Raw genomic sequence first — 24,400 nt, 5'->3', positions numbered from 1 at the left:
AAATGAGTATATTGTTACTATTATAATGAGACTGAAAAAGAGTCTTTTGTTGGAAAAGTTATGTTAAACAATAAAACAGTATTAATCACGGGTGGCACGGGTTCATTCGGTAAGAAATTTATAGAGACAATTTTAGCGCGTTACCCTGACGTGAAAAAGATTATTGTTTTTTCTCGTGACGAATTGAAGCAATCAGAGCTTCGTATGAGCTACCCGCCACAACAGTTTCCCCAGTTACGCTTTTTTATTGGTGATGTACGTGATAAAGAGCGTGTAAAGCAAGCGTGTGAAGGTGTTGACGTGATTATTCATGCTGCTGCAATTAAGCAAGTAGATACAGCAGAATATAACCCAACAGAATGTATTCGTACTAATGTAGATGGCGCAGAGAATGTGATTCATGCGGCACTAGAATGCGGCGTTAAAGACGTTGTTGCATTGTCAACAGACAAAGCATGTGCCCCAATTAACTTATACGGAGCAACAAAACTTGCATCAGATAAGTTATTTGCAGCGGCGAACAATATTAAAGGCTCAAAAGACATTAAATTTAGCGTTGTTCGTTATGGTAATGTTATGGGTTCACGTGGCTCGGTTATTCCATTTTTCTTGAATAAGCGTCAAGACGGTATTCTACCTATTACGCACGAAGAAATGACACGTTTTAATATTTCCCTTCAAGATGGCGTAGATTTGGTTATGTTTGCGATTGGCCATCATTTAGGTGGTGAAATCTTTATTCCTAAAATTCCTTCATACAAAATTTTAGATGTTGCTACAGCCGTGGCTCCAGAGTGTAAGACTGAAGTTGTTGGTATTCGCCCTGGTGAAAAGTTACATGAAGAAATGCTCACTGAAACCGACTCAATTAATACCATTGATTTAGGTGACAAGTACGCGATTCTACCGTCAGTTTCTTACATGTACACTGAAGCGCAATTTCTTGAGCACCATAAAGCGAAGAAAGTTCCTTTTGGTTTCAAATACAACTCAGGTACAAACACCGAGTGGGAAACCGTTGAAAGTTTACGCCACTTAGTCAAAGAGCACGTTGATCCTACGTTTGAAGTATAAGAGAACGCATAAATGATACCGTACGGAAAGCAATCTATCACAGCAGAAGATATCAACGCTGTTGTTGAGGTATTGAAGTCAGACTTTTTAACTCAAGGGCCACAAGTGCCTGCATTTGAAAAGTCGTTAATGGATGCCACTGGTGCACATTACGCATTAGCAGTTAATAGTGCCACCTCAGCATTGCATATTGCCTGTTTAGCCTTGGAGCTAGGGCAGGGTGATGTTCTTTGGACAACACCCGTCACATTTGTTGCATCAGCTAATTGTGGCCTTTATTGTGGTGCGACGGTTGATTTTGTCGATATTGATCCACAAACGTACAACCTATGTCCTACTGCATTAGAGGCGAAGTTACAACGCGCTAAAGTTTCGGGAACGTTACCAAAGGTGTTAGTGGCTGTTCACCTGTGCGGTCAACCTTGTGATATGAAAGCTATCCATGCGCTATCACGCGAGTATGGTTTTAAAGTAATAGAAGATGCGTCGCATGCGATTGGTGGTCGTTACAAGTCACAACCGATTGGTGCGTGTGAATACAGTGATATAACCGTCTTTAGTTTTCACCCTGTTAAAATTGTCACGACGGCAGAAGGGGGCGCAGCACTCACAAATGATAAAGCGCTGGCCGATAAAATGGCACTGTATAGAAGTCATGGTATCACTCGAGATGAAGCCTTGATGGAAAATCCATCACACGGTGGCTGGTACTATGAGCAAGTTGACCTAGGTTTTAACTACCGTATGACAGAGTTACAGGCGGCACTAGGAGTGTCGCAAATGTCACGCTTAGAGTCGTTTGTCGCTGCTCGCCATCAGTTAGCTAATCGTTACAATGAAAAGCTTGCACATTTACCGATTACTTTGCCGTATCAGTTGCCAGAGACGTATTCTGGCTTGCATTTATATGTAATCCGTTTGAATTTAAGCGCCATCACCAAATCACACAAGCAGGTATTTGATGAGCTAAGAGCAGCGGGTATCGGAGTCAATTTGCACTATATTCCGGTGCACTTGCAGCCGTATTATCAGCGAATGGGTTTTAACGTAGGTGACTACCCAGAAGCTGAGCGTTATTACGCAGAAGCGATTTCTATCCCTATGTTTCACGGGATGACCCATGAACAGCAAGATGACGTTGTGAAGCAATTAACAGCTGTTTTGAGTGAATAGTCGTGAATATAGCAATCATTCCAGCTAGGGGTGGCAGTAAACGCATTCCGCGAAAAAACATCAAACTGTTTCATGGTAAGCCAATGATAGCCTATTCGATAGAAGCGGCTATCAAAAGCGGGTGTTTTGACAAGGTGATAGTGTCAACAGATGATGCTGAAATTGCCGATGTTGCACAGCAGTTTGGCGCACAGGTGCCGTTTATGCGACCAGCAGATATTGCGGATGATTACGCAACGACTCTGGATGTTATGAAACATGCGCTTGAATGGCTTGAGGCACAGGGTGATGCTATTGATAATGTCTGTTGTCTTTATGCAACTGCGCCGTTTGTTTTGCCAAGTAACCTAAAACAAGGGTATGAAGCATTGCAATCGGGTGAGTTGGATTATGCATTTAGTGCAACGAGTTATGCATTTCCTATTCAGCGAGCGCTAAAACTGAATGCCGAAGGCACGGTTGAAATGTTTCAACCGGAGCACTTTAATACCCGTTCGCAAGATTTAATTGAAGCATACCATGATGCGGGCCAATTTTATTGGGGCACAGCGGACGCATTTAAAGCTAAACGGCCTATATTTGGGGTTAAGTCAAAAGCTGTACTTTTGCCACGAAAGCAAGTGCAAGATATTGATACGCCAGAGGATTGGGATTTAGCTGAAGCGTTATTTCAGGTTATCAAATGCTAAAAATTGCTTTTCGGGTTGACGCATCCATTCACATTGGTAGTGGTCATGTTATGCGCTGTTTGGTTTTGGCGGATGCGCTGTCAATCAATGGCCACCAAGTTGTTTTTTTGACTCGTCCACAAGCCGGTGACTTAATATCATTTATTAAGCAGCGCGGTCACAATGTTTGCCCACTTTCAGCGCTAGCGTGCCCAGTTGAACCTGTTAGTACAGATGACTATCAAGGCTGGCTTCAAGTCCCAGAGCTTGATGATGCAGCAGAGTGTGCTGATTTAATTAAATCGACAGACTTAGTCATTGTTGACCATTATGGTATTGGTGCTTTATGGCACAAGCGAGTAAAAGAAACGCATGATTGTAAAGTGGTTGTAATTGATGACTTAGTGAGAGCGCATGACGCTGAATTAATTATCGATCAAACATTACAACGACACGCAGCGGAGTATAACCGAAAAAATGCCAATGCATTGGTACTTGCAGGAACGCAATACGCACTAATTGCGCCTGTTTTTGCGACATATCACCAACAGTGCCAAGTAGAAAAAAAGTCGCTTTTGCGACAGCCGCCTCGCATCCTTCTTTCGATGGGAGGCATTGATGCACCAAACGCGACACTTCGAGCTCTGCAGGCTTTACAGCAGCTTGACACAAAGCCACTTGTCACCGTTTTATTAAGCCCCCGCGCGCCAAATTATGAAAGTGTAAAGGCATTTTCGTTACAACATCCACATTGGGTAACGCATATTGACTTTGTAAGTGATATGGCAGCATTAATGGCCGAGCATTCACTTGCAATAGGCGCACCGGGAAGTACCTCGTGGGAGCGAGCATGTGTTGGGCTACCAAGCATTATTATTGCCCTGGCTGAAAATCAGCAAACAATTAGCCGTAATTTGGCATTGATAGGTGCTGCAAAACAAGTAGACCTATCTCGAATACAGACAGATTTAGTGCCGACGTATCATGAATTACTCAGTCAGTATGAAGAGATACGGAGAATTAATTTACAGCTATGTGATGGGCAGGGAGTACAGCGAGTGGTGAAAGCCATTAACCGACTGAGTGAGTTTAGGTTAAAGTTACGGCCCGCTATCACCTCAGATATTGAACAAGTTTACGAGTGGCAGTGTAAGCCAGAAACACGAAAATATGCATTAAATAAAGCGGTGCCGAGTTTTTCAGAGCATCAAGCATGGATGACAAAGAAGCTCGCAGCAAACAACGACTATTTTTATATTATTGAACTTGTTTACGAAAATAACAAAGAAACGGCACCTGTGGGTGTAGTTCGCCTTGATAATAGCGCGCAAGGTCAATACACGATTTCAATTTTTATTGACGCTGATTATTTTGGCAAGGGCATAGGAAAATATGCCTTACAGCAAATAGATAACTTACACCCTGATGTGATAATAAATGCCACGGTATTAAAAGAAAACGCGGCATCACAAGCGCTTTTTAGTAGCGCAGGGTATCAGAGAGTCAATTCAGAGCAATTTACTCGACCAGTTGTGGAGTGAGGAATAATGACAAAATTTATTACGATAGATAACAGAAAGATAGGCCCAGATTACGCACCGTATATTATTGCGGAAATGTCAGCAAACCATAATGGCAACATAGAAAACGCTTATAAAATAATGGAAATGGCAAAAGAATGTGGCGCAGATGCAATTAAGCTGCAAACTTACCGTCCCGATACAATCACGATGAAAAGTGATAACCCTGAGTTTTTAATTAAAGGCGGGTTATGGGATGGCAAAATGCTTTATGACCTATATGAAGAGGCGCACATGCCATGGGAGTGGCATAAACCTTTATTTGAGAAAGCGAAAGAGCTTGGCATTACAATTTTTAGTTCGCCATTTGATTTTACGGCAGTGGATATGTTGGAAGAGCTTGGTGCGCCAGCTTATAAGATAGCTTCGTTCGAGGCCATTGATTTACCCTTAATTGAGTATGTAGCGAAAACGGGTAAGCCGATGATAATTTCGACGGGTATGGCAAACGAAGAAGAAATACGCGAAGCAGTCGAAACAGCGAGAAACGCAGGGTGTAAAGAATTGGTTGTTTTACACTGTGTGAGCGGTTACCCAGCGCCAGCAGAAGACTACAATTTAGCAACGGTTGCAGATATGGCAACGCGTTTTGATGTGCTAACGGGGCTATCTGACCACACAATAGATAATACAACAGCTATTACGTCGGTCGCGTTGGGGGCATGTTTAATCGAAAAGCACGTTACGCTAGACAGAAATGGTGGCGGACCGGATGATAGTTTTTCGTTAGAGAAGCCAGAGTTAGAGCAGTTATGCAGAGATAGTAAAATAGCATGGCAGGCGCTAGGAAAAGTAAATTATGAGCGAAAAGAGAGCGAGAAAGGGAATGCAATCTTTAGGCGTTCATTGTATGTAGTAAAGGATGTTGCAGAGGGTGACGTGTTTACACATGAGAATGTAAAGAGTATTAGACCAGGATATGGCTTAGCACCAAAGTATTTAAATGATGTAATAGGTAAAGTCGCTGCTAAAAGTATTAAAGCAGGTGTCCCTATGGAGCTGACATACTTGAAAGGTTAGATTTTAATCAGTCACTTCACTTATATGGCAGCTTTGCTAGATTATATAAAGTATAGATGAATCTATCTGTTTTAAGTTTTTGTTATCTTAAAAATAAATCCCAAATGATACATATATGTGTTTTATGTATCATTTACTGTATTTTCAGTTAAAAGTAATTACAAATTATTTAAGGGCTTCGTTGTTCATTAGCTTTTGTTTCTTGTATAATTCTCGGTTGTTGTTTGTCAATACTGTGTAAAATACTTCTCTTTGTATTTTATTTTTCTCAACTAAAAGATTGTAACGTGTATAAACTATTATCAAATTCATTTGTATGTCACACACTGGGATTGTTGTTTACGGCATGCTTGGTGTTAGCTTTTTCTGCATTCCCTTACTCTACGGAATCTGTAAAAAACTCTTTAATGCTTGTTGAGGGAAGTTACCTAGCGACAGCCTTCACTTTGCCTTTAGTGGCGAAGTATCTTTTAGTTGATCGAAAATACTACATAATCCCGTTAATTTTTTCAGTGTTTAGCATAGCACTTTCGTTAGTATTGATTTTGCGTTTTGATTACTCTTTATTTCTAATTTTTGTCGGTGCTGCATCAAGCTTTGTTTGGTTATTTACAACAACGATTTTAAGAACAAATCATAAAAAGTTAATGTTGCATGTGATTGATAATTTTGATTATTCTGACTTGGAATCTCATAGTAACATTGAAACGATCTTATTATCTGAGCCTTATGATCAAACTGCGATTAAGCACGGTTTAGTTGTTGATCTACACCAGAACTTAACGCCTTATCAAGAAAAGTTTATTGCAGATTGTAGCTTGAACGAAATCTCAGTTTTTCATGCCGAAAGTATAAAAGAAATGATCAAGGGTAAAGTACAAGTTCATCATCTTTCTGAAAACTCAATAGGAACTCTGCAACCAAACCCTATTTATCAGCTTTTTAAGCGTGTATGGGAATCAGCTATTATTATTCTAACGTTGCCTTTTTCACTTTTTGTAATGATAGTAACAGCGATATTGATCAGGTTAGAAAGTCCCGGCCCAATTATATTTACGCAAGAGCGAGTTGGCCAAGCTGGTCGAGTTTTTAAAATTTATAAGTTCCGAAGCATGACCGTTGAAAAGTTGTGTGATAAAGATAAGTTTGCAACGGATGAACAAGCTCGAATTACTAAAGTTGGAAAATTTATTCGAAAAGTTCGAATTGACGAGTTACCTCAGTTTTTTAATGTACTAAAGGGAGATATGGCGCTTATTGGTCCAAGACCCGAGCAAGAGTCTTTCGTGAGGTTATTTGAGCAAGATATTCCATTTTATGGTTATCGTCATATGGTTAAACCAGGTATTACTGGGTGGGCACAAACAGTCCATGGCTATGCAGATGATACTGACTCTACAAAAGAAAAACTTGCTTACGATCTTTATTATATTAAACATTTGTCTTTTTGGCTTGACGTAAATATTGTGTTCAAGACTTTAAAAACTATGCTGACAGGCTTCGGGGCAAAATAATAATGTCGTTGGTTTCCATTATTATGCCTGCGTTTAATGCTGAAAAAACGATAGAAAACAGCATTCGCTCAATCCAAAACCAATCCTATACAAATTGGGAGTTGCTTGTTACAGATGATAGCTCAACAGACTCAACTGCTAAAATTGTACAAGAGCTTGCCTCTAATGATAAACGTATAAAGTATACCTTGAATAAGGGAGCATCAGGGGCTTGGTCAGCTAGAAATAACAGTATAAAAGTGGCTCAAGGTGAATACATTGCTTTTTTAGATAGTGATGACACATGGTTACCTAATAAGTTAAAAGCTCAAATTGAAGCGATGAACATACATAATGTAAACGCTTCACACTGTGCATACTATCGCGTAAACGAGTCTGGCGATGTTCTTAATATAAAAAAAATTAAGTCACGTGTAACTCTTAAGGATATGCTAAAACAAAACTGTATAGGTAACTTAACAGGCATATACAACGCTAAATTGCTTGGTAAATTTTACCAACAGCACATAGGGCATGAAGACTATGCTATGTGGTTAAATATAATAGAAAAAACAGACTCTATAGGTATTGAGGAGCCCGTTGCGAATTACTTAGTTGCTACGAATAGCTTATCAAGTAACAAGTTTAAGGCCGCAATGTGGCACTTTAAGATACTTAAGAGTAGTAATAAGGTTGGCCCTTTGAGTGTTTGGTATTATTTCCTATGTTATGTTGTGAACGCAGTTAAGTCTCGCGTGTAAAATACATTCTTCTTAATCCGCAATGTTTAATCTACCTTCTTTCTTTTTACCTTTTCTAAACTGGTTTCAATCAGCAATTTCAAGATCATAGACTTACCGATTAAAATTAATAACGTTTACTGGTTGTTTTAAAAAAGTAGCTTGATAATTAAATCGTCACAAAAATAAATTAGCGTAGTAAGTAAATACAGCAGCGCGTTGTTTTTACTTACGAGCAATTATGAACATAACAATTGTAGGTACGGGTTACGTTGGTTTGTCTAATGCTATGTTGTTGGCTCAGCACAATAATGTAGTGGCTTTGGATATTGTTGAAGAAAAAGTGGCATTACTGAATGCGAGTAAATCACCCATATCAGACACCGAAATTGAAAATTTCCTTGCGAATAAAAAATTAAACTTTACGGCAACAACAGATAAGTTTTTGGCTTACGAAGCAGCTGATTTTGTAGTGATAGCAACACCGACAGATTACGACCCTGAAACTAATTATTTTAATACCCAGTCAGTTGAAGCAGTTATAGCAGATGTACAAGCTATAAAACCACATGCTGTTATCGTGATAAAGTCGACAGTACCAGTTGGCTATACCGAAAATATAAAGCATAAGTTTAAAACAGATAACATTATTTTTTCGCCAGAGTTTTTACGTGAAGGCAAAGCCCTTTACGATAACTTGCACCCATCGCGTATTATTGTTGGTGGGCACTCAGAGCGTGCCGAGGTATTTGCCAACTTGTTAGCTCAAGGGGCCATAAAAGAAAATATTGATATTTTGTTTACTGACTCAACCGAAGCCGAAGCGATTAAGTTATTTTCGAACACCTACCTTGCTATGCGCATAGCATACTTTAATGAACTTGATAGTTATGCTGAAAGTCATGGATTAAATTCCAAACAAATAATTGAAGGCGTGTGTTTAGATTCACGCATTGGTAGTCATTATAACAACCCCTCTTTTGGCTATGGTGGCTATTGTTTACCTAAAGACACCAAACAATTATTAGCTAATTACCAAAACGTACCTAATAACATGATTCGTGCGATTGTTGATGCAAACTCAACACGTAAAGACTTCATAGCAGAGTCAATTCTTGCTAAAAACCCTAAAGTTGTGGGTATTTATCGTCTTATTATGAAAACCGGTTCAGACAACTTCAGGGCATCTGCTATCCAGGGAGTAATGAAGCGTATTAAGGCTAAAGGGATTCAAGTCATTGTATTTGAGCCTGAGCTACAAGAAAGTACTTTTTTTAACTCTAAAGTGACACAAGATCTCAATGAACTAAAAATAAGTGCAGATGTAATTATTGCAAATCGTATGGTTAAAGAGTTGCAAGATGTTGCAGAAAAAATATATACACGAGATCTGTTCGGAAACGATTAGATTAATGACAGAAAAAGCATGAAATTTTATAATAGACATGCCATAACTCTATGCGTATAATCGCCGACTCATAAAAAGCAATCCTTTAGGATTGGATTTAAGGAAGATGAGCATTCTGGGTGTGACTATGGAAAGTTGGTACTTACTTTTTTGCAAAGCAAAACAAGAGCTAAGAGCTCAAACAAACCTACAAAACCAAGGTTTTGAGGTATTCTTTCCCGAACATAAAATAGAGCGAATTATAAAGGGACGCCGTTCTATTAAAACATCTCCTCTTTTTCCGAACTATTTATTTATTAAGTTAAACACACAAAATTGTAATTTTTCTGCGGTAAAAAATACGCGGGGCGTAAGCGGTTTTGTAGCTTATGGCAGCAAGTTTCAAATTGTTCCTGAACAGCTAATTTTTCAACTCCGTTCTTTTGAAACAGCGTGCGAAGTAAAATCAGACTTACCTAAAACGGGTGATGTGGTTTATTTAAATACCGAGTCGTTTAAAAATGTTAAAGCCATATACCAAGAACCCGATGGCGACATGCGCAGTATTTTGTTAGTTAATTTATTGAACAAACAAGTCACAGTAAGTGTAGATAACAAAGAGATTAGTTTATAAGTTCTACGAGTAATCTTGTAGGAACGGCCGCAGGTATGATGCTTGCGTGGCGTGGAAAAATTTATAAGTCGTGATTCAACACGACATTAACGTAGGAACGGCTTTTGCCGTGAATAAGGTAAAAATGTTCGGCGTTAAAACGCCTCCTACGGTGTAGGCATTATGCTACAACGCGTAAAAACAAAAACTAGCAATAAAATCAGTACGTAGGAACTGCAACCTAGGGGCGGAAGCGTGTCCGAAGGACTAGACAAGCAAAAAGTTTTGCTTTCAAGCGTGAGCGAGAGGAGCTCTGCGACGAACTGGAACGGAAGCGTGTCCGAAGAACTTATAGAGCTCCGAGCCGCGAGTACGATGTGCGAGCTTGTTTATGTAGGCGTGAAATTTATTTCGCGCGAAAACGCCAAATTTGGTTCGGCGTTAAAACGCCCCTACGGTATTTGAATATCGCGTGTAGGAACTGCTTTAGCTGTGAGCAAAGCATAAGCCACGATGTACAAGATGCGAGCTTATTTATGTAGGCGTGAAATTTATTTCGCGCGAAAGTATCAAATGTGGTTCGGCGTTAATCCCCCCCCTACGGTGTATGAATATCGCGTGTAGGAACTGCTTTAGCTGTGAAGGGATTATAAGTAACGAGTTACGAGAAGCGAGATACGAGCTAAATTGAGCTGGTTGTTTAATGTCGCTGAAAAGGTTCGCTCTTTCGGTGTTAAAACACCTCCCACGTGTGTGAATTGTGTCACTTGTAGGAACTGCTTTAGCTGTGAAGGGATTATAAGTAACGAGTTACAAGAAGCGAGATACGAGCTAAATTGAGCAGGTTGTTTAATGTCGCTGAAAAGGTTTGCTCTTTCGGGGTTAAAACACCTCCCACGTGTGTAGTGCGTGTCTTTGTAGGCATAAAATTTATTTCGCGCGAGAACACCAAACATAAAGAAAAAGCAATCGGTACTAAAGAACCTCGATGCATTCATTAACTATTTTGCAAAAAACTGTCACAAGTGAGCGTTTACTAAACACTCAGTCTTGCGAACCAATGGTTGCCATGCTTTAATTAGGCAGCAAAAAAATAAACAGTTGTGGGTTTATTTAAACTGGACGTTTTAAAAAAATTATTTGGGAAATAACAATGGCGCTTAGCTGTAAAACAATTGTGACGTCATTTGCGTTACTAGCAATGACTGGCTGTACAATCATCCCCGGTAGCCATTTTGAAGGAATCGAATCGGGTGAAAAAGTAGATAACCTTGAGAAGGAGCTCGATAAAGTCAATATTCAAATCATCGACTCTTCTTTAATTAATCAGCAAAAACAATCTCAAGTTACACATACTAAACCAACAAGCTTAGACGGTGTTGATACCTCTGACTACCAATACCGATTAGGCGTTGGTGATGTACTAACGATAGGTGTATGGGATCACCCTGAGCTTACAATACCAGCGGCTGTTCAGCGTACTGCCGAATTTGATGGCTTTCGTGTTCAAGCCGATGGCACAATTACGTATGCATATGCACCAAATATTCAAGCGGCTGGCAGAACAGTACAAGAAGTACACGCAGAACTTGTTAAGCGCTTAAGCCGCGTTATCGAAGACCCACAGGTCGATATTAAGATAGTTGGTTTTAGAAGCCAAAAAGCCTATGTCACGGGTGAAGTAAATAAACCAGGCGTACTACCAGTAACCGAAATTCCACTTACATTAATTGATGCATTAAACCAAGCCGGTGGTTTAACGGAATCTGCCGATTGGCGAACAGTGACATTTACACGCGGTGATAAAACCGAAGTTATTAAATTAGATGACTTTTACGCTAAAGGTGATATTTCACAAAATCGTTTGTTAAAACATGGCGATATTGTCCACGTAAACCGTAACGATATGCAAAAAGTGTTTGTATTAGGCGATGTTAAGCGCGCTGGTACAGTGGGTGTTAATCGCTATGGTTTAAATTTAGCGCAGGCATTAAGTGATGCGGGTGGTTTAAACGAAAACACGGCAGATGCTAACGGTGTGTTTGTACTACGTAAACGCAATTTAGAAACCGACGGTGTAATTGCCGATGTATATCAACTGCATGCTAAAAATGTGGCAGCTTTAGTATTGGCCGAGCAGTTTAAGTTACAACCTCACGACATTGTGTATGTAACAAGTGCACCGCTTGCCCGTTGGAACCGTGTAATAAGCTTACTACTGCCTTCTGTTAGTACTGTAGATGCAGTAAACGACGTAGCAAACACAAACTAAGGGTTAAATAGTATGTTTGATTCTGTATTAGTTGTGTGTGCCGGCAATATATGCCGCAGCCCAACCGCCGAATATGTATTAAAAAGCAAACTGCAAGGCAAAAATGTAACTGTATCGTCGGCGGGGTTAACAGCCCTTGAAGGAAAACCAGCCGATGCCCAAGCTCAGTTAATTGCAAACGAACATAATATTGATATGAGCGCGCATCAAGGTAGGCAAATTACCTCGAACCTTGTTGCAAATAATAGCGTAATACTCGTGATGGAGCAGCGCCACATAAATGATTTGTGCGCGCGCTATCCACAGGCACGCGGTAAAACATTTTTGCTTGGTAAGTGGGTAGGCGATAAAGAAATACCCGATCCTTACCGTCAAAGCCAAGAGGCTTTTAAGCATGTTTACGAATTAATCGATAGCGCGTGTAGCGCTTGGCAAAAGTATTTATAAGGAAAGGCTAGTACATGAATGCTCAGCCCACTGCATTAGCAGCAAATAAACAAAATAGAACCCAACAAGAACAAGCAAGCCAAGAAATCGATTTAATGGCGTTATTAGGTGCATTAATTGACCGCAAATACTTTATAGCGGCAATTACGGCAGCCTTTATGGCTGTAGGTGTGTTTTACGCGGTTTTTTCTACTCCGGTTTACCAAGCAACGGCCATGATACAAGTTGAAGATGGTGGCGCATCGGTACCAGGCTTTGATGACATGGCCGGCATGTTCGAAAGTACCTCGGCTGCAGTAACCGAAATAGAGTTACTAAAATCGCGCTCTGTTATTGGCGAGGCCGTCGACACATTAAAGCTCGATATTATTGCCGAACCAAAGCTCTTTCCTGTAATTGGTAACAGAGCGTTTCGTAAGTTTACTCCAGTAGAAAATGGTGACCTAGCGGAGCCTAGTTTTGGGGCAAGCAGCTATGCCTGGGGTGGCGAGAGCATAAACGTATTTAGGTTTGACGTACCGCGTTCAGCAATCGGTACAGGTTTTACCTTAGTTGCTGGTGAAGGCACTGGCAATAATAAACAATTTACACTTTTAAATGGTGACGGCGACGTTATTTTAAAAGGTAAAGTGGGCGAAGAGCTAACAAATGGTAAATTTAACGTAACAATTCGCAGTTTAATCGCCCGCCCTGGCACCGAGTTTACGCTTTTACGTCAAGATCGTTTAAATACTATTTTAGATTTACAAGCAGCAATTGGTGCAAGCGAAAAAGGTAAAGACTCAGGCATTATTAATTTAAGCTTACAAAGCGAAAACGCGGGCTACGCCGAAAAAGTGCTCGATAAAGTGGCCGCTATTTATGTACGCCGCAATGTAGAGCGCAATAGCGCCGAGGCACAAAAATCACTCGAGTTTTTAGAAGTACAGTTGCCTGAGGTTAAAAAGCAGCTTGAATACGCCGAGCAGCGTTTTAACGACTACCAAATTCAGCGTCAATCAATCAACATTACTTTAGAGACGCAAGGCGTACTAGAGCAAGTGGTAGAGCTTGAAACTAAATTACAAGAGCTTGAGCTAAAGCGCCTAGAGCTAAGCCGTAAATTTAAAGACAGCCACCCAACGTACCAAGGTGTACTTGAACAAATAGAAGCAGTTGAAAAACAAAAGCAAAACCTTGTGGGCGAGGTAGGCAACTTACCCGAAACTCAGCAAGAGCTATTGCGTTTAAAACGCGATGTTGAGGTAAGCAACCAAATTTACACACTACTGTTAAGTAAAACGCAAGAGCTCGATATTGTGCGTGCAGGCACCGTAGGTAATGTACGTATAATTGACCATGCCGAGGTTAATACCTCAAAACCAGTTAAACCTAAAAAGGCATTGATTGTTGTTATGGCAACCATGCTGGGCGGCATGCTAGCTGTAGCTATCGTATTAATACAAAAAGCGATACATAAAGGGGTCGAAGACCCTAACGAAATTGAGGCGCTAGGCCTGCCTGTATACGCAAGCGTACCGTATTCAGACTACCAAGATAAACTTACCGGTTTTAGCAAAGCTAAAAAAGGCCGTAACAAGCCTAAAACCATACTGGCGGTTGATAACCCTGCTGACTTATCAATAGAGGCGTTGCGTAGCCTTCGTACCAGCTTGCACTTTGCGATGATGGAGTCTAAAAATAACCTGATTGCTATTTCGGGCCCAAGTCCAGGTGTAGGTAAGTCGTTTATATCGGTTAACCTTGCAACGGTGCTAGCACAAAGTGGTAAAAAGGTACTTATTATCGATGCCGATATGCGAAAAGGTTATTTGCAAACCCAGTTTGGTATGCAATGGGACGATGGCTTAAGTGATTACCTATCGGGCCGTTTAAACCTAGAGCAAGTAACAAAGCACTCGCAAGTGCAAGACCTCGACGTAATTACACGTGGCCAAATACCACCAAACCCATCTGAGTTACTAATGCACAGTAACTTTAGTAAGCTAGTCGAAGAAATAAAAAGCAAATACGACATTGTAATAATTGATACCCCTCCAATTTTAGCGGTAACAGACCCCGCGATAGTCAGTGCCCACACAGGTACAACATTACTCGTAACGCGTTTTGGCCAAAACCATGCGCGCGAAATAGAACTTACCCGTAACCGGTTTGAACAAAATGGCATTGATGTAAAAGGCGTTGTGTTTAACGGTGTATTACGTAAAGCAAGCAATGCATATGGTTACTATGGTTATTACAATTACGAATATAAATCGGGTGGTAATTAAGCAGTTAAATTGTTTTATTTGGAGTAAAGCTGCTCTGCTTTTGAGTTGTGATAATGAATTATCTGTTCATGTTTAGTGAAAGGTGGTTTTGTGTTTTGGCAGTATAAGTATTTTTTAAATTTAAGAGAGTATTAAAATGCGCGATTCATTAACGGATCTAAAGATTGGCATAATAGGCTTGGGTTACGTAGGTCTCCCATTAGCAGTCGAGTTTGGTAAAAAGTACCCTGTACTGGGTTTTGATATTAACCAAAAACGAGTCGATGAGCTAGAAAAAGGGCATGACTCAACGCTTGAAGTTAGTGATACAGAGCTTGCAGATGTTAAGCATTTAACGTTTTCGTGTAATAAGCAAAATTTAGCTGAATGCAACGTTTATATTGTAACAGTGCCAACGCCTATCGATGAAAGCAATGCGCCTGACTTAACACCACTTCGTAAAGCATCTGAATTACTGGGGGAGTTTGTTAAAAAGGGTGATGTCGTTATATACGAATCAACCGTTTATCCTGGTGCAACAGAGGAAGTGTGTTTACCAATCATCGAAAAAGTATCAGGCTTAAAATTTAATGAAGACTTTTTTGCAGGTTACTCACCTGAACGAATTAATCCTGGTGATAAAGTAAACACGCTAACTAAAATAATGAAAATTACGTCTGGCTCAAACCCAGAAGTTGGTGAGTTTGTAAATAAACTATATGGCTCTATCATTACTGCTGGTACTCACTTAGCGAGCTCACTCAAGGTCGCAGAAGCAGCTAAGGTCATTGAGAACACGCAGCGTGATTTAAATATTGCAATTATTAATGAATTTGCAAAAATCTTTAATCGCTTAGGTATTGATACAGAAGAAGTGTTAAATGCGGCGGGAACTAAATGGAACTTTCTAAAATTTAAACCTGGGCTTGTTGGTGGGCATTGCATTAGTGTTGACCCTTATTATCTTACTCATAAAGCACAAGAAGTGGGTTATCGCCCCGAGGTTATTTTAGCGGGCCGTCGTATTAACGATGGTATGGGGGAGTATGTTGCCACCCAATTAGTTAAAAAGTTAGCGAGCAAAAAAATTCATATCGATGAAGCAAAAGTGCTTATTTTAGGCTTTACCTTTAAAGGTGATTGCCCAGATGTACGTAATACAAAAATTATTGATATTGTTAAAGAGCTTCAAGATTTTAATATGTCGGTAGATGTATATGATGGTTGGGCAAACCCAGCTGAAGTGAAGCATGAGTATGGTGTGGAGTTAATTTCCACGCTAGAGAAAGGCAAATATGATGGTGTTGTATTAGCTGTTGACCACTCAGAGTTAAAAGAAATGGGTGAAGCAAACTTACGTGCATTAGGTAAAGAGAACCACGTTTTATATGATGTAAAGCACGTTCTAAAACCACATGAAGCCGATATCAGACTATAAAGGAATTAAAATAATATGAAAAACTTTGCTCTTATTGGTGCCTCAGGTTATATCGCACCCCGTCATTTAAAAGCAATTAAAGAAACTGGTCATAACTTATTGGTTGCAATGGATATCAACGATTCTGTGGGTATTATGGATAGCCACTTTCCTGAAGCGGAGTTTTTTACAGAGTTTGAAGACTTTACCGCATACGTTGAAGACCAAGCAATGCAAGGAAATAAGATTGACTACATTTCTATTTGTAGCCCTAATTACTTGCACGCGCCTCATATGAAGTACGCATTAAAAAATGGTATTGATGTCATATGCGAAAAACCATTGGTTCTGCATTCTGAAGATATGGATATTTTAAAAGAATACGAACAAAAATATGGTGCTAAAGTGAATTCAATTTTGCAATTGCGCTTGCACCCATCAATTATCGCCTTAAAAGAAAAGGTTGCTGCTGCGCCTGCAGGCACTGTTTTTGATGTCGATCTAACGTATATGACTTCACGTGGTAAATGGTATATGAAATCTTGGAAAGGATTTGACCATAAATCGGGTGGTGTAGCGACCAATATTGGTGTTCACTTTTATGACATGCTGCATTTTATTTTTGGTGAGTTAAAGCATAACGAAGTTCATTTTAGAGACGAAAAAACTTCAAGTGGTTACCTTGAATATGAACGTGCTCGCGTAAAATGGTTCTTGTCAATTGACGCAAATAACTTACCTGAAAACGCTGTAAAGGGTGAAAAACTAACTTACCGTAGTATTACGATAAATGACGGCACTAACACAGAAGAGCTTGAGTTTTCGGGTGGTTTCACTGATCTGCATACACAAAGTTACCAAAATATTTTGGCAGGTAACGGCTTTGGTGTTGATGAGAATCGTGTGGCAATTGAAACAGTCGAAAAAATCCGTGAAATGCCAATTGCAGTTGCGAGTGATAAAGCGCACCCCTTACTTTCAAAGGTACTTTAGCCATGAATTATCATGTACACGATAGTGCCATTGTAGATGATGGCGCAAAAATTGGTGAAAACACACGTGTTTGGCACTTTGTTCACGTATGTGGTGGTGCTGAAATTGGTGAGGGCTGCTCGCTAGGTCAAAATGTGTTTATCGGTAATAAAGTAACCATTGGCCATAACGTAAAAATACAAAACAACGTGTCGGTTTACGATAATGTTCACCTAGAAGATGATGTGTTTTGCGGCCCTAGTATGGTGTTTACTAATGTGTATAACCCGCGCTCATTTATAGAGCGTAAAACAGAATATCGCGATACGCTTGTTAAGCAAGGTGCAACACTTGGCGCTAATTGCACAATAGTATGCGGTGTGACAATAGGTGAATACTCTCTCGTTGGTGCTGGCGCTGTTATTAATAAAGATGTAAAGCCTTTCGCGTTAATGGTAGGTGTACCTGCTAAACAAATAGGCTGGATAAGCAAGTATGGTGAGCAGTTAGACTTGCCGCTCGAAGGAAATGCTATTGCTACATGTGAGCACACAGGTGAGCAATACAAATTAGAAAACGGCTTTGTTTCGATTCAATAATTTTTAGAAGTACTCATAAATGCAATTCATAGATTTAGCTGCGCAATACCAGCACTTAAAAACTAAAATAGATAAGCGTATACAAACAGTGTTAGACCATGGCCATTATATAATGGGGCCAGAAGTACACGAGCTTGAGGACCAGCTTGCAAGCTATGTGGGTGTTAAGCATGCCATTACCTGTGCAAACGGTACAGATGCTTTAACGCTCGCTATGATGGTGTTAGGTATCAAAGAAGGGGATGCCGTTTTTTGCCCAACCTTTACCTTTTTTGCAACGGCAGAAGTAATTGCTTACGAAGGGGCAACACCTGTATTTGTTGATTCTGACAAAGCAACATTCAATATTTGCCCTGTCGATTTAGAGAAGCGTATCCAAGCGACGATTGCTGAGGGTAAATTAACGCCAAAAGCGATTATTGCGGTTGATTTATTTGGCTTACCAGCAAATTACCCCGAGATTCAAAAAATAGCTGATAAGTACAATTTAAAGCTAGTTGAAGACGCGGCGCAAGGGTTTGGTGGTGAAATTGATGGCAAACGAGCTGGTAGCTTTGGCGATATAGCCACTACGAGTTTCTTCCCAGCTAAGCCTTTGGGTTGTTATGGCGATGGTGGTGCTGTTTTTACTAATAATGATGAGTATGCAGAGTTACTAAAATCGTACCGCGTACATGGAAAAGGCAAAGACAAGTACGATAATGTACGCATTGGTATGAACTCTCGCCTTGATACGATTCAAGCGGCAATTTTACTGGAGAAGCTAGCAGAGTTCCCAACCGAGCTTGTTAACCGCAACAAAGCAGCTGCAAATTACGAGACTCAATTAGCGTCAAAATATAAAACACCACAAGTTCCTGCTGGATATGTTAGTTCATGGGCACAGTATACGTTGGTGTCAGATAATCGTGATGCTGATATGAAAGCTTATAAAGACCAAGGCGTACCGACGATGGTTTACTATGGTACATGCATGCATGAACAAACCGCTTTTAGCGAACTGGGTTATCAAGCAGGTGACTTTCCGAACGCAGAGGAGCTTGCTAAATCCGTATTTAGTTTACCTATGCATGGTTATATAATTTACCCTAAGTCAGTTTAATTTATGCATCTCAAGAATGTTTTTGTGCTTGCTGGCGGTACAGCTAGCGCACAATTAATTTTATTTCTTGCTTCACCAATATTAACAAGAATATATTCACCGAATGAATTTGGTTTATTTGCGGTTTTTTGGTCGATTGTCAGTGTGTTAACTGTCATATCAAGTTTGAAGTATGAGCTGGCAATCCCTTTGGCAACAGAGAGGGAAAGAAATGATATTGGAGTAGCTAGCATATTAGTTCTCACGATGTTTTCTTTTACTCTCTTGATTGTTATTACAGCTTTGCCCTCATCGATAAGCAATTACCTCAATTTATCTAATGATTCGGAGATATTGTTTCTAATTCCATTGTGTGTTTTAGCTTGCGGACTTTATCAGATAACTACAGTCTATTCTGCTACATTTAAATTATTTTCCCAGGTATCAATATCCAAACTGATACAATCAATAGTTCTTATTGCGTTACAGGTTCTTCTATTTAAGTTGAGCACATTGGCGTTAATAATCGGGCAATTGGTAGCAGCTTTAACTGCTGCTATTTACTTAAATAGCTATATACCTGTTGTATTCAGTAAGAAATCACTAAGTAAAATGTGTTTTTTAATCACTAAATATAAAAAGTTCGCTATATTTTCTACCTGGTCGGGATTGTTTAATGCACTAGGAATGCATATGCCAGCCTTGCTGTTTGGCTGGTTATTTGGGGCAGTATATGCAGGTTTGTATTCACTAGCCGTAAGAATGCTGTTAACTCCGGTAGGTTTAATTTCTACATCAGTGACTAAAGTTCTCATGTCTGATGCTAAGGGAGATTTAGCTTCAGGTGTGTTGCCTCGCAAAATCCTATCCATAATTGTATTTTTGAGTTATGGAATCGGTTTAACTATGTTGCTAGTAAGCTATTTTGGCAGTGATATATTTGAGTTTGTGTTTGGTGAAGAATGGAAAGATGCTGGCAAGTTCGCAAGATGGTTGACCCCTTGGATTGTTATGGTTTTTGCGGTATCACCACTTGGAATATTACTTGAGCTATTTGATAAGCAAAAAGACTTTTTATTTTTTCAAATCTCTATGTTCTTTTTAAGGGCTATTGCAATTTTTATTGGTTATTATATGAATAGCGTTGAGGTGGCCTTGATTGTATTTTCTATTACGAGCTTTATTTGCTGGTCTTTTTTATTGTATTATCTAGTTAAAATATTTTATATTCCGAATGGATTTATGCAATATATGCCAATATATTTTTCACTATTTTGCACGTTATTGTCATTTTCTCCACCTTTGCCAGAAGAAATTAAGTTTCAAGTGATGCTTATTTTTATATTTCTCATTGTTGGAGGTTATGGGGTATTATTTAAAAAATTTAGGAGTTTAGGATGGTCTTTAGGAAATTAATTTTCGTACTAGGGCATTTGATATTTAAACCCAAAGTATTACCCTATTATTTTATTTTTAAAAAAAATGAAAATAAAAGCCTTAATCAGATAAACGCCATTAAAAAAAGAAAAATTGATGATTACATTTTGAAAATGCAATCTAGAGTTAGTTTTTTTAAAGGCAAACAAATTAATTATGAAAACGCCCCTATTACAACAAAAAGTGATATAAAAAAAATCAAAGGGCTTCTTTTGAATTCTCTGGCGCTTATAAAGTTAAACCAGGTCAAACTGGAGGCTCCACAGGTGAGCCATTAAAATACTTAATGACTGATGATTACAGTGCTAGGGGGTTAGCCCTATTGTACCGGGGATGGTCTAGAGGAGGCTATAAGTTAGGTGATAAGGTGGCTGTGATAGCTGGCGGATCTTTGATAAAAAACAATACAACTTTTAAAGCAAAAGTTATAAATTTTATTTTGAATATGGATAAATACTCATCTTTCGGTATGACAGAAAAGGACATGTTAGATTATATTACCTATGTAACCAATTCAAAAGCAAAGTTTGTGAGAGGTTATGTAACTTCAATATATGAGATCGCTAATTTAATTTTGAAGTATAACCTAAGCATACAAGTCAAGGCTGTTTTCACTACAGCAGAAATGCTAACGAAGCATCAGCGGCAGGTTATTGAAAAGGCGTTTGATTGTTCAGTATTCAACACGTATGGATTAAATGATGGTGGTGTTAGTGCGTATGAATGCAATGAGCACAATGGTTTTCATATTGATGTAGAAAGAAGTTTTTTGGATGTTGTCGACGCCAGCGGAAAACCAATTGTTAATGAAATAGGTAAGATAATTGCTACAAGTTATACTAATTTCGGAACATGCTTTTTTAAGTACGATACTGGTGATCTAGGTGTATTATCAAGTGAACAATGTAGGTGTGGCTCCCCTTATCCATTATTAAAAAATATCCAAGGTAGAATAACCGAAAGTATTACGTACAACAGTAAAACGGTTGGAAGTCCTGTTTTGACTGTTTTAATGAGTTCATTTGATGTCAATATGTATCAATTTATTCAGGTTGATGAGAGTAAGTTAATATTAGTTATTGATAAAGGTGCTACGTTTAATATAAGTGATGAAAAAGCTATCAGAGATTCAATTAAAAGTAACCTAGGTGAGGTTGTATTAGAAATTGTCTACGATAAAGCTCGGTTTGAGAAGTTAGCTAATGGGAAACATATATTAGTTTTAAATAAGATGAAGAAAAATGAAATTTAAAATTTCTCTAGTAGAAGTGAAGAGTGCACAATTATTTTTCATTTTACTATTCCCACTTTTTTTTATATATCAAGCTATAATGTCACTTGGTTATATCCCGCCATTCTTAGGTGCGTACTTTGGGCTTGTTTCTCTCATAATATTACCATTTGTGTTAGTGAGCTATTTTTATGTTTTTTTTAAGAAACCAATTTCTTGGCTTGAAAAAGTTTTTTTAATTTATGTGGCTTATTCTGTTTTTATTACTTTATTTAACTTTTCATTTGCCGATTTAAACGAATATGACTATGACATGCTTTATTGGTCAATTTCTAGTGTGATATTTATTTTTATCTGTTTCTTTATTGGAAAAAATGTAGAAGTAACAAATGCTTTTTATGCTGTTTGTTTGTTATTGTTTTTTCTGTCTGTTTTATTGGTGTTTTTAAATGTCGGAGAGCGCGGCATTTTCTATTTAAAGTCTGATAGTGTGAATGATTCGCTAACAGTTACATACCAAGGGTTTGCACGTTCATTATTGATGATGAGTCTTTATTGCGTGGCCTTTTGTAATAATAGAATTTATAAACTAGGACTGTTCGCTTTGGCTACTATAGCTTTATTTTTCAACGGTGCTAGAACTGAATTTATAGTATTTACTGTTTCCTTTTTGTCTGTATATTTACTGTCGCAGCATAGCTTTAAACTCTTGTTTTTGATGGTTTTTAGTGCAATTTTTCTTATGTATTTCGGTGAGCAAATTTATGAAATGTTGCCAGACAATCGTATGAAATCAATTTTCAATATTTTCTCTACAACTAGTGCTAATTCACGGAGTGAATATTTTAATTCAGCACTGACTACAATTAGCAACTCTCCATTGTTTGGTGATTATGGCAGTTATCTAAATGAATATGGGCAGGGGGGGTTTTCCCATAATGTTTTCTCAGCTTGGGTTAATTTAGGACTGTTGGGCTTTATTTTATATTTATCAATTATAACCTCTATCATTTTTAAGGTTTTTAAAGATATCGGCGTACCTATTAGCAACAAGGTTTTTACATTTAAAGCAATGTTGGCAATATCAGTAATAACAATGGTTCTTTTTTCTAAGGATTATTCCTACATGCTCTTTGGTTTTATGGTTGGTGTCTTTTGTAATAATAAAATTAATAAAGAAGTTTTATAAAAATGAATGTGAATAAAAAAGTTTGCCACATTACTTCGTTGCATCAGCGCAATGATTCGAGGGTATTTCAAAAAGAGTGCCTTAGTCTATCTAAGCATTACGATGTATCTCTAGTTGTCTATGATGGGAAAGGTAACGAAAAAATTGAAGATGTAAATATTTTTGATGCTTACGATGAAAGTAAAGATGAGGCCACTAGTAGAATTAAGGGCCTTTTAGTTAGGCCATTTAAAGTTTTGAAAGTTGCTAAAAAAATCAATGCAGATATTTATCACTTTCACGACCCCGAGTTAATATTTATTTCTTTGTACTTGAGAATGCGAGGGAAAAAAGTGTTTTATGATATTCATGAAAATTTGCCCCTTCAAATAATGAATAAAGATTGGTTGCCCCCTGTTTTAAGGAAGCCAATATCTATTTTATTTACCTTTTTGGAATATGTGTGCTGTAGGTTTTTCTCTGGTACTTTTGTACCTCAACCATCGATGGTAACTAAATATCTAAAGTACAATGTCAACACCAATTTAGTTGCTAACTTTTCTAACTGGCCTGTCAATCGGAGTGGCATAGGTAAGGGTGATAATTCACGGCCAGTACTTTTTCATGGAGGTTCGCTATCTGCTGAAAGAGGGCTGTTCAATATGCTAGATCTAGCTTACTTAGGAAAAGATTCAATAGAGCTACATTTGGCTGGCGGTTTTAAATCCGAAAGTGTAAGAGAAAAAGCACTGCAACACCCAGGCTGGAAGTATACTAAGTATTTTGGAGTAATTGATAGTAATAAAGTTCGCGAGTGCTATCAAAATTCTGACTTCGGAATTATTTTATATAACAATGTAGGTCAATACTATCTTTCTTATGCCATAAAGCTATTTGAGTATATGGCTAATGGTAAGCCAACAATTATGCCAAACTTTGGTGAGTGGGTCTCATTTAATGAGCAATACCAAGCGGGAATTAATGTAAACGTTTTAGAGCCTAAAAGTATATTGAATGAGATCTTAAGCCTATTTTCAGATACGCCTAGGTATAATGTGTTAGCGATGAATGGTGCTGAGGCTATAGAAAATAAATTAACTTGGGATTCGCAAGTTAAAAATTTAATTAAAGGATATAACTTCAATGATTGAAAAATTTAAAAATGTACTGGTTTTAGCACCTCATACTGATGATGGAGAGCTCGGCGCTGGCGGGACTATTTCAAAACTAATCGAAAATGGTGCAAAAGTTACATATGTAGCTTTTTCTACAGCTGAAGAGTCAGTACCTGATGGGTTGCCTAAAGATATTTTAAAAAAAGAAGTAGTGAAAGCAACTGCTGAGTTAGGTATAAAGCCTGAAAACTTAATTATATTAAATTACCAAGTTCGCAGGTTTAATTACGATAGGCAGCAAATTCTTGAGGATTTGATAGCGCTTCGTAAAGAGTCATCTTTCGATCTTATCTTAACTCCTTCTGTACATGATATACATCAAGATCATTCAACGATATCTCAAGAAAGTATAAGAGCTTTTAAAAATACAACTATTTTAGGTTATGAGTTAATCTGGAATAATTTAACTTTTAATACGCAATGTTTTGTAAAATTAGAAGAAAAGCACATTGATGCTAAGCAAAAAGCTTTAGAAAAATATGAGTCTCAAGGGAAGCGTAATTATTTAGCCAGAGATTTCACATTTTCTTTAGCTAAAACCCGAGGTGTGCAAGTTGGCGCAGAGTATGCCGAATGCTTTGAAGTGATAAGAATATTTTTATAG

22 protein-coding genes are annotated in these 24,400 nt (G+C 38.5%); all 22 read left to right on the top strand.

Translation table 11 applies throughout. The features are described 5' to 3' along the window. Positions 1-60 precede the first annotated feature (60 nt). The 22 genes from pseB to H3302_RS14285 all read left to right on the top strand — a co-directional run bounded on the left by pseB (position 61) and on the right by H3302_RS14285 (position 24,400). On the top strand, positions 61-1,074 hold the full coding sequence (gene pseB / locus H3302_RS14390) for a UDP-N-acetylglucosamine 4,6-dehydratase (inverting) (RefSeq protein WP_075593907.1): 1,014 nt from the start codon (positions 61-63) through the stop codon (positions 1,072-1,074). 12 nt (positions 1,075-1,086) lie between these two features. After that, the gene (gene pseC, locus H3302_RS14385) at positions 1,087-2,247 is read left to right on the top strand and encodes a UDP-4-amino-4,6-dideoxy-N-acetyl-beta-L-altrosamine transaminase (RefSeq protein WP_182395694.1); all 1,161 of its coding nucleotides are present in this window, start codon (positions 1,087-1,089) and stop codon (positions 2,245-2,247) included. A 2-nt stretch (positions 2,248-2,249) separates the two neighbouring features. Beyond that, positions 2,250-2,936, top strand: coding sequence for a pseudaminic acid cytidylyltransferase (pseF, locus tag H3302_RS14380; RefSeq protein ID WP_182395683.1), 687 nt, complete (start codon positions 2,250-2,252; stop codon positions 2,934-2,936). Then, entirely contained in the window at positions 2,930-4,456 is a 1,527-nt protein-coding gene (pseG, locus tag H3302_RS14375) for a UDP-2,4-diacetamido-2,4,6-trideoxy-beta-L-altropyranose hydrolase (protein WP_182395681.1), read from the top strand. Before pseF ends, pseG begins: the two co-directional genes overlap by 7 nt. A 6-nt stretch (positions 4,457-4,462) precedes the next feature. Beyond that, on the top strand, positions 4,463-5,515 hold the full coding sequence (gene pseI / locus H3302_RS14370; protein WP_182395679.1) for a pseudaminic acid synthase: 1,053 nt from the start codon (positions 4,463-4,465) through the stop codon (positions 5,513-5,515). Positions 5,516-5,802: 287 nt separating this feature from the next. Next, entirely contained in the window at positions 5,803-7,029 is a 1,227-nt protein-coding gene (locus H3302_RS14365) for an exopolysaccharide biosynthesis polyprenyl glycosylphosphotransferase (protein ID WP_182395677.1), read from the top strand. A gap of 23 nt (positions 7,030-7,052) precedes the next feature. Continuing rightward, positions 7,053-7,769, top strand: coding sequence for a glycosyltransferase family 2 protein (locus H3302_RS14360; protein WP_182395666.1), 717 nt, complete (start codon positions 7,053-7,055; stop codon positions 7,767-7,769). Positions 7,770-7,989: 220 nt separating this feature from the next. Continuing rightward, complete coding sequence (locus H3302_RS14355; RefSeq protein ID WP_182395664.1) at positions 7,990-9,156, top strand: nucleotide sugar dehydrogenase; 1,167 nt, start codon at positions 7,990-7,992, stop codon at positions 9,154-9,156. Positions 9,157-9,283: 127 nt separating this feature from the next. Beyond that, positions 9,284-9,769 carry a transcription/translation regulatory transformer protein RfaH gene (gene rfaH, locus H3302_RS14350; RefSeq protein ID WP_182395655.1) on the top strand — a complete coding sequence of 162 codons (486 nt, stop codon included), beginning with the start codon at positions 9,284-9,286 and terminating at the stop codon, positions 9,767-9,769. Between the two features lie 1,132 nt (positions 9,770-10,901). Next, positions 10,902-12,020 (top strand): polysaccharide export protein, encoded by a 1,119-nt coding sequence (locus tag H3302_RS14345; RefSeq protein ID WP_075593920.1) that lies wholly within the window; start codon positions 10,902-10,904, stop codon positions 12,018-12,020. 12 nt (positions 12,021-12,032) lie between these two features. Continuing rightward, positions 12,033-12,467 carry a low molecular weight protein-tyrosine-phosphatase gene (locus H3302_RS14340; protein WP_075593921.1) on the top strand — a complete coding sequence of 145 codons (435 nt, stop codon included), beginning with the start codon at positions 12,033-12,035 and terminating at the stop codon, positions 12,465-12,467. Between the two features lie 14 nt (positions 12,468-12,481). Next, a complete protein-coding gene (locus H3302_RS14335; RefSeq protein ID WP_182395653.1) occupies positions 12,482-14,737 on the top strand; it encodes a polysaccharide biosynthesis tyrosine autokinase in 2,256 nt (751 codons plus the stop codon). Between the two features lie 136 nt (positions 14,738-14,873). Next, positions 14,874-16,154, top strand: coding sequence for a Vi polysaccharide biosynthesis UDP-N-acetylglucosamine C-6 dehydrogenase TviB (tviB, locus tag H3302_RS14330; protein WP_182395651.1), 1,281 nt, complete (start codon positions 14,874-14,876; stop codon positions 16,152-16,154). Positions 16,155-16,169: 15 nt separating this feature from the next. Then, entirely contained in the window at positions 16,170-17,126 is a 957-nt protein-coding gene (locus tag H3302_RS14325; RefSeq protein WP_182395649.1) for a Gfo/Idh/MocA family protein, read from the top strand. Between the two features lie 2 nt (positions 17,127-17,128). Next, positions 17,129-17,704, top strand: a complete 576-nt coding sequence (locus H3302_RS14320) for an acyltransferase (protein WP_182395647.1) — start codon at positions 17,129-17,131, stop codon at positions 17,702-17,704. 19 nt (positions 17,705-17,723) lie between these two features. Next, positions 17,724-18,806, top strand: a complete 1,083-nt coding sequence (locus H3302_RS14315; protein ID WP_182395644.1) for a DegT/DnrJ/EryC1/StrS aminotransferase family protein — start codon at positions 17,724-17,726, stop codon at positions 18,804-18,806. A 3-nt stretch (positions 18,807-18,809) separates the two neighbouring features. Further along, positions 18,810-20,201: an oligosaccharide flippase family protein gene (locus H3302_RS14310; protein ID WP_182395642.1), complete on the top strand. Its 1,392-nt coding sequence runs from the start codon at positions 18,810-18,812 to the stop codon at positions 20,199-20,201. Further along, positions 20,183-20,500 (top strand): hypothetical protein, encoded by a 318-nt coding sequence (locus H3302_RS14305; protein WP_182395640.1) that lies wholly within the window; start codon positions 20,183-20,185, stop codon positions 20,498-20,500. Before H3302_RS14310 ends, H3302_RS14305 begins: the two co-directional genes overlap by 19 nt. An 8-nt stretch (positions 20,501-20,508) precedes the next feature. Beyond that, positions 20,509-21,474, top strand: coding sequence for a phenylacetate--CoA ligase family protein (locus H3302_RS14300; RefSeq protein ID WP_182395638.1), 966 nt, complete (start codon positions 20,509-20,511; stop codon positions 21,472-21,474). After that, positions 21,464-22,642 (top strand): O-antigen ligase, encoded by a 1,179-nt coding sequence (locus H3302_RS14295; RefSeq protein ID WP_182395635.1) that lies wholly within the window; start codon positions 21,464-21,466, stop codon positions 22,640-22,642. The genes H3302_RS14300 and H3302_RS14295 overlap by 11 nt, the downstream gene beginning before the upstream one ends. Positions 22,643-22,650: 8 nt before the next feature. Continuing rightward, complete coding sequence (locus H3302_RS14290) at positions 22,651-23,772, top strand: glycosyltransferase (protein ID WP_220469616.1); 1,122 nt, start codon at positions 22,651-22,653, stop codon at positions 23,770-23,772. Continuing rightward, positions 23,765-24,400, top strand: coding sequence for a PIG-L deacetylase family protein (locus H3302_RS14285; RefSeq protein WP_182395631.1), 636 nt, complete (start codon positions 23,765-23,767; stop codon positions 24,398-24,400). Before H3302_RS14290 ends, H3302_RS14285 begins: the two co-directional genes overlap by 8 nt.

This window comes from Pseudoalteromonas sp. MT33b (genome assembly GCF_014117385.1).
Classification (GTDB): Bacteria; Pseudomonadota; Gammaproteobacteria; order Enterobacterales; family Alteromonadaceae; genus Pseudoalteromonas; species Pseudoalteromonas lipolytica.
The sequence above is the reverse complement of the archived record's forward strand: the minus strand, read 5'-3'. Positions and strand labels throughout refer to the sequence as shown.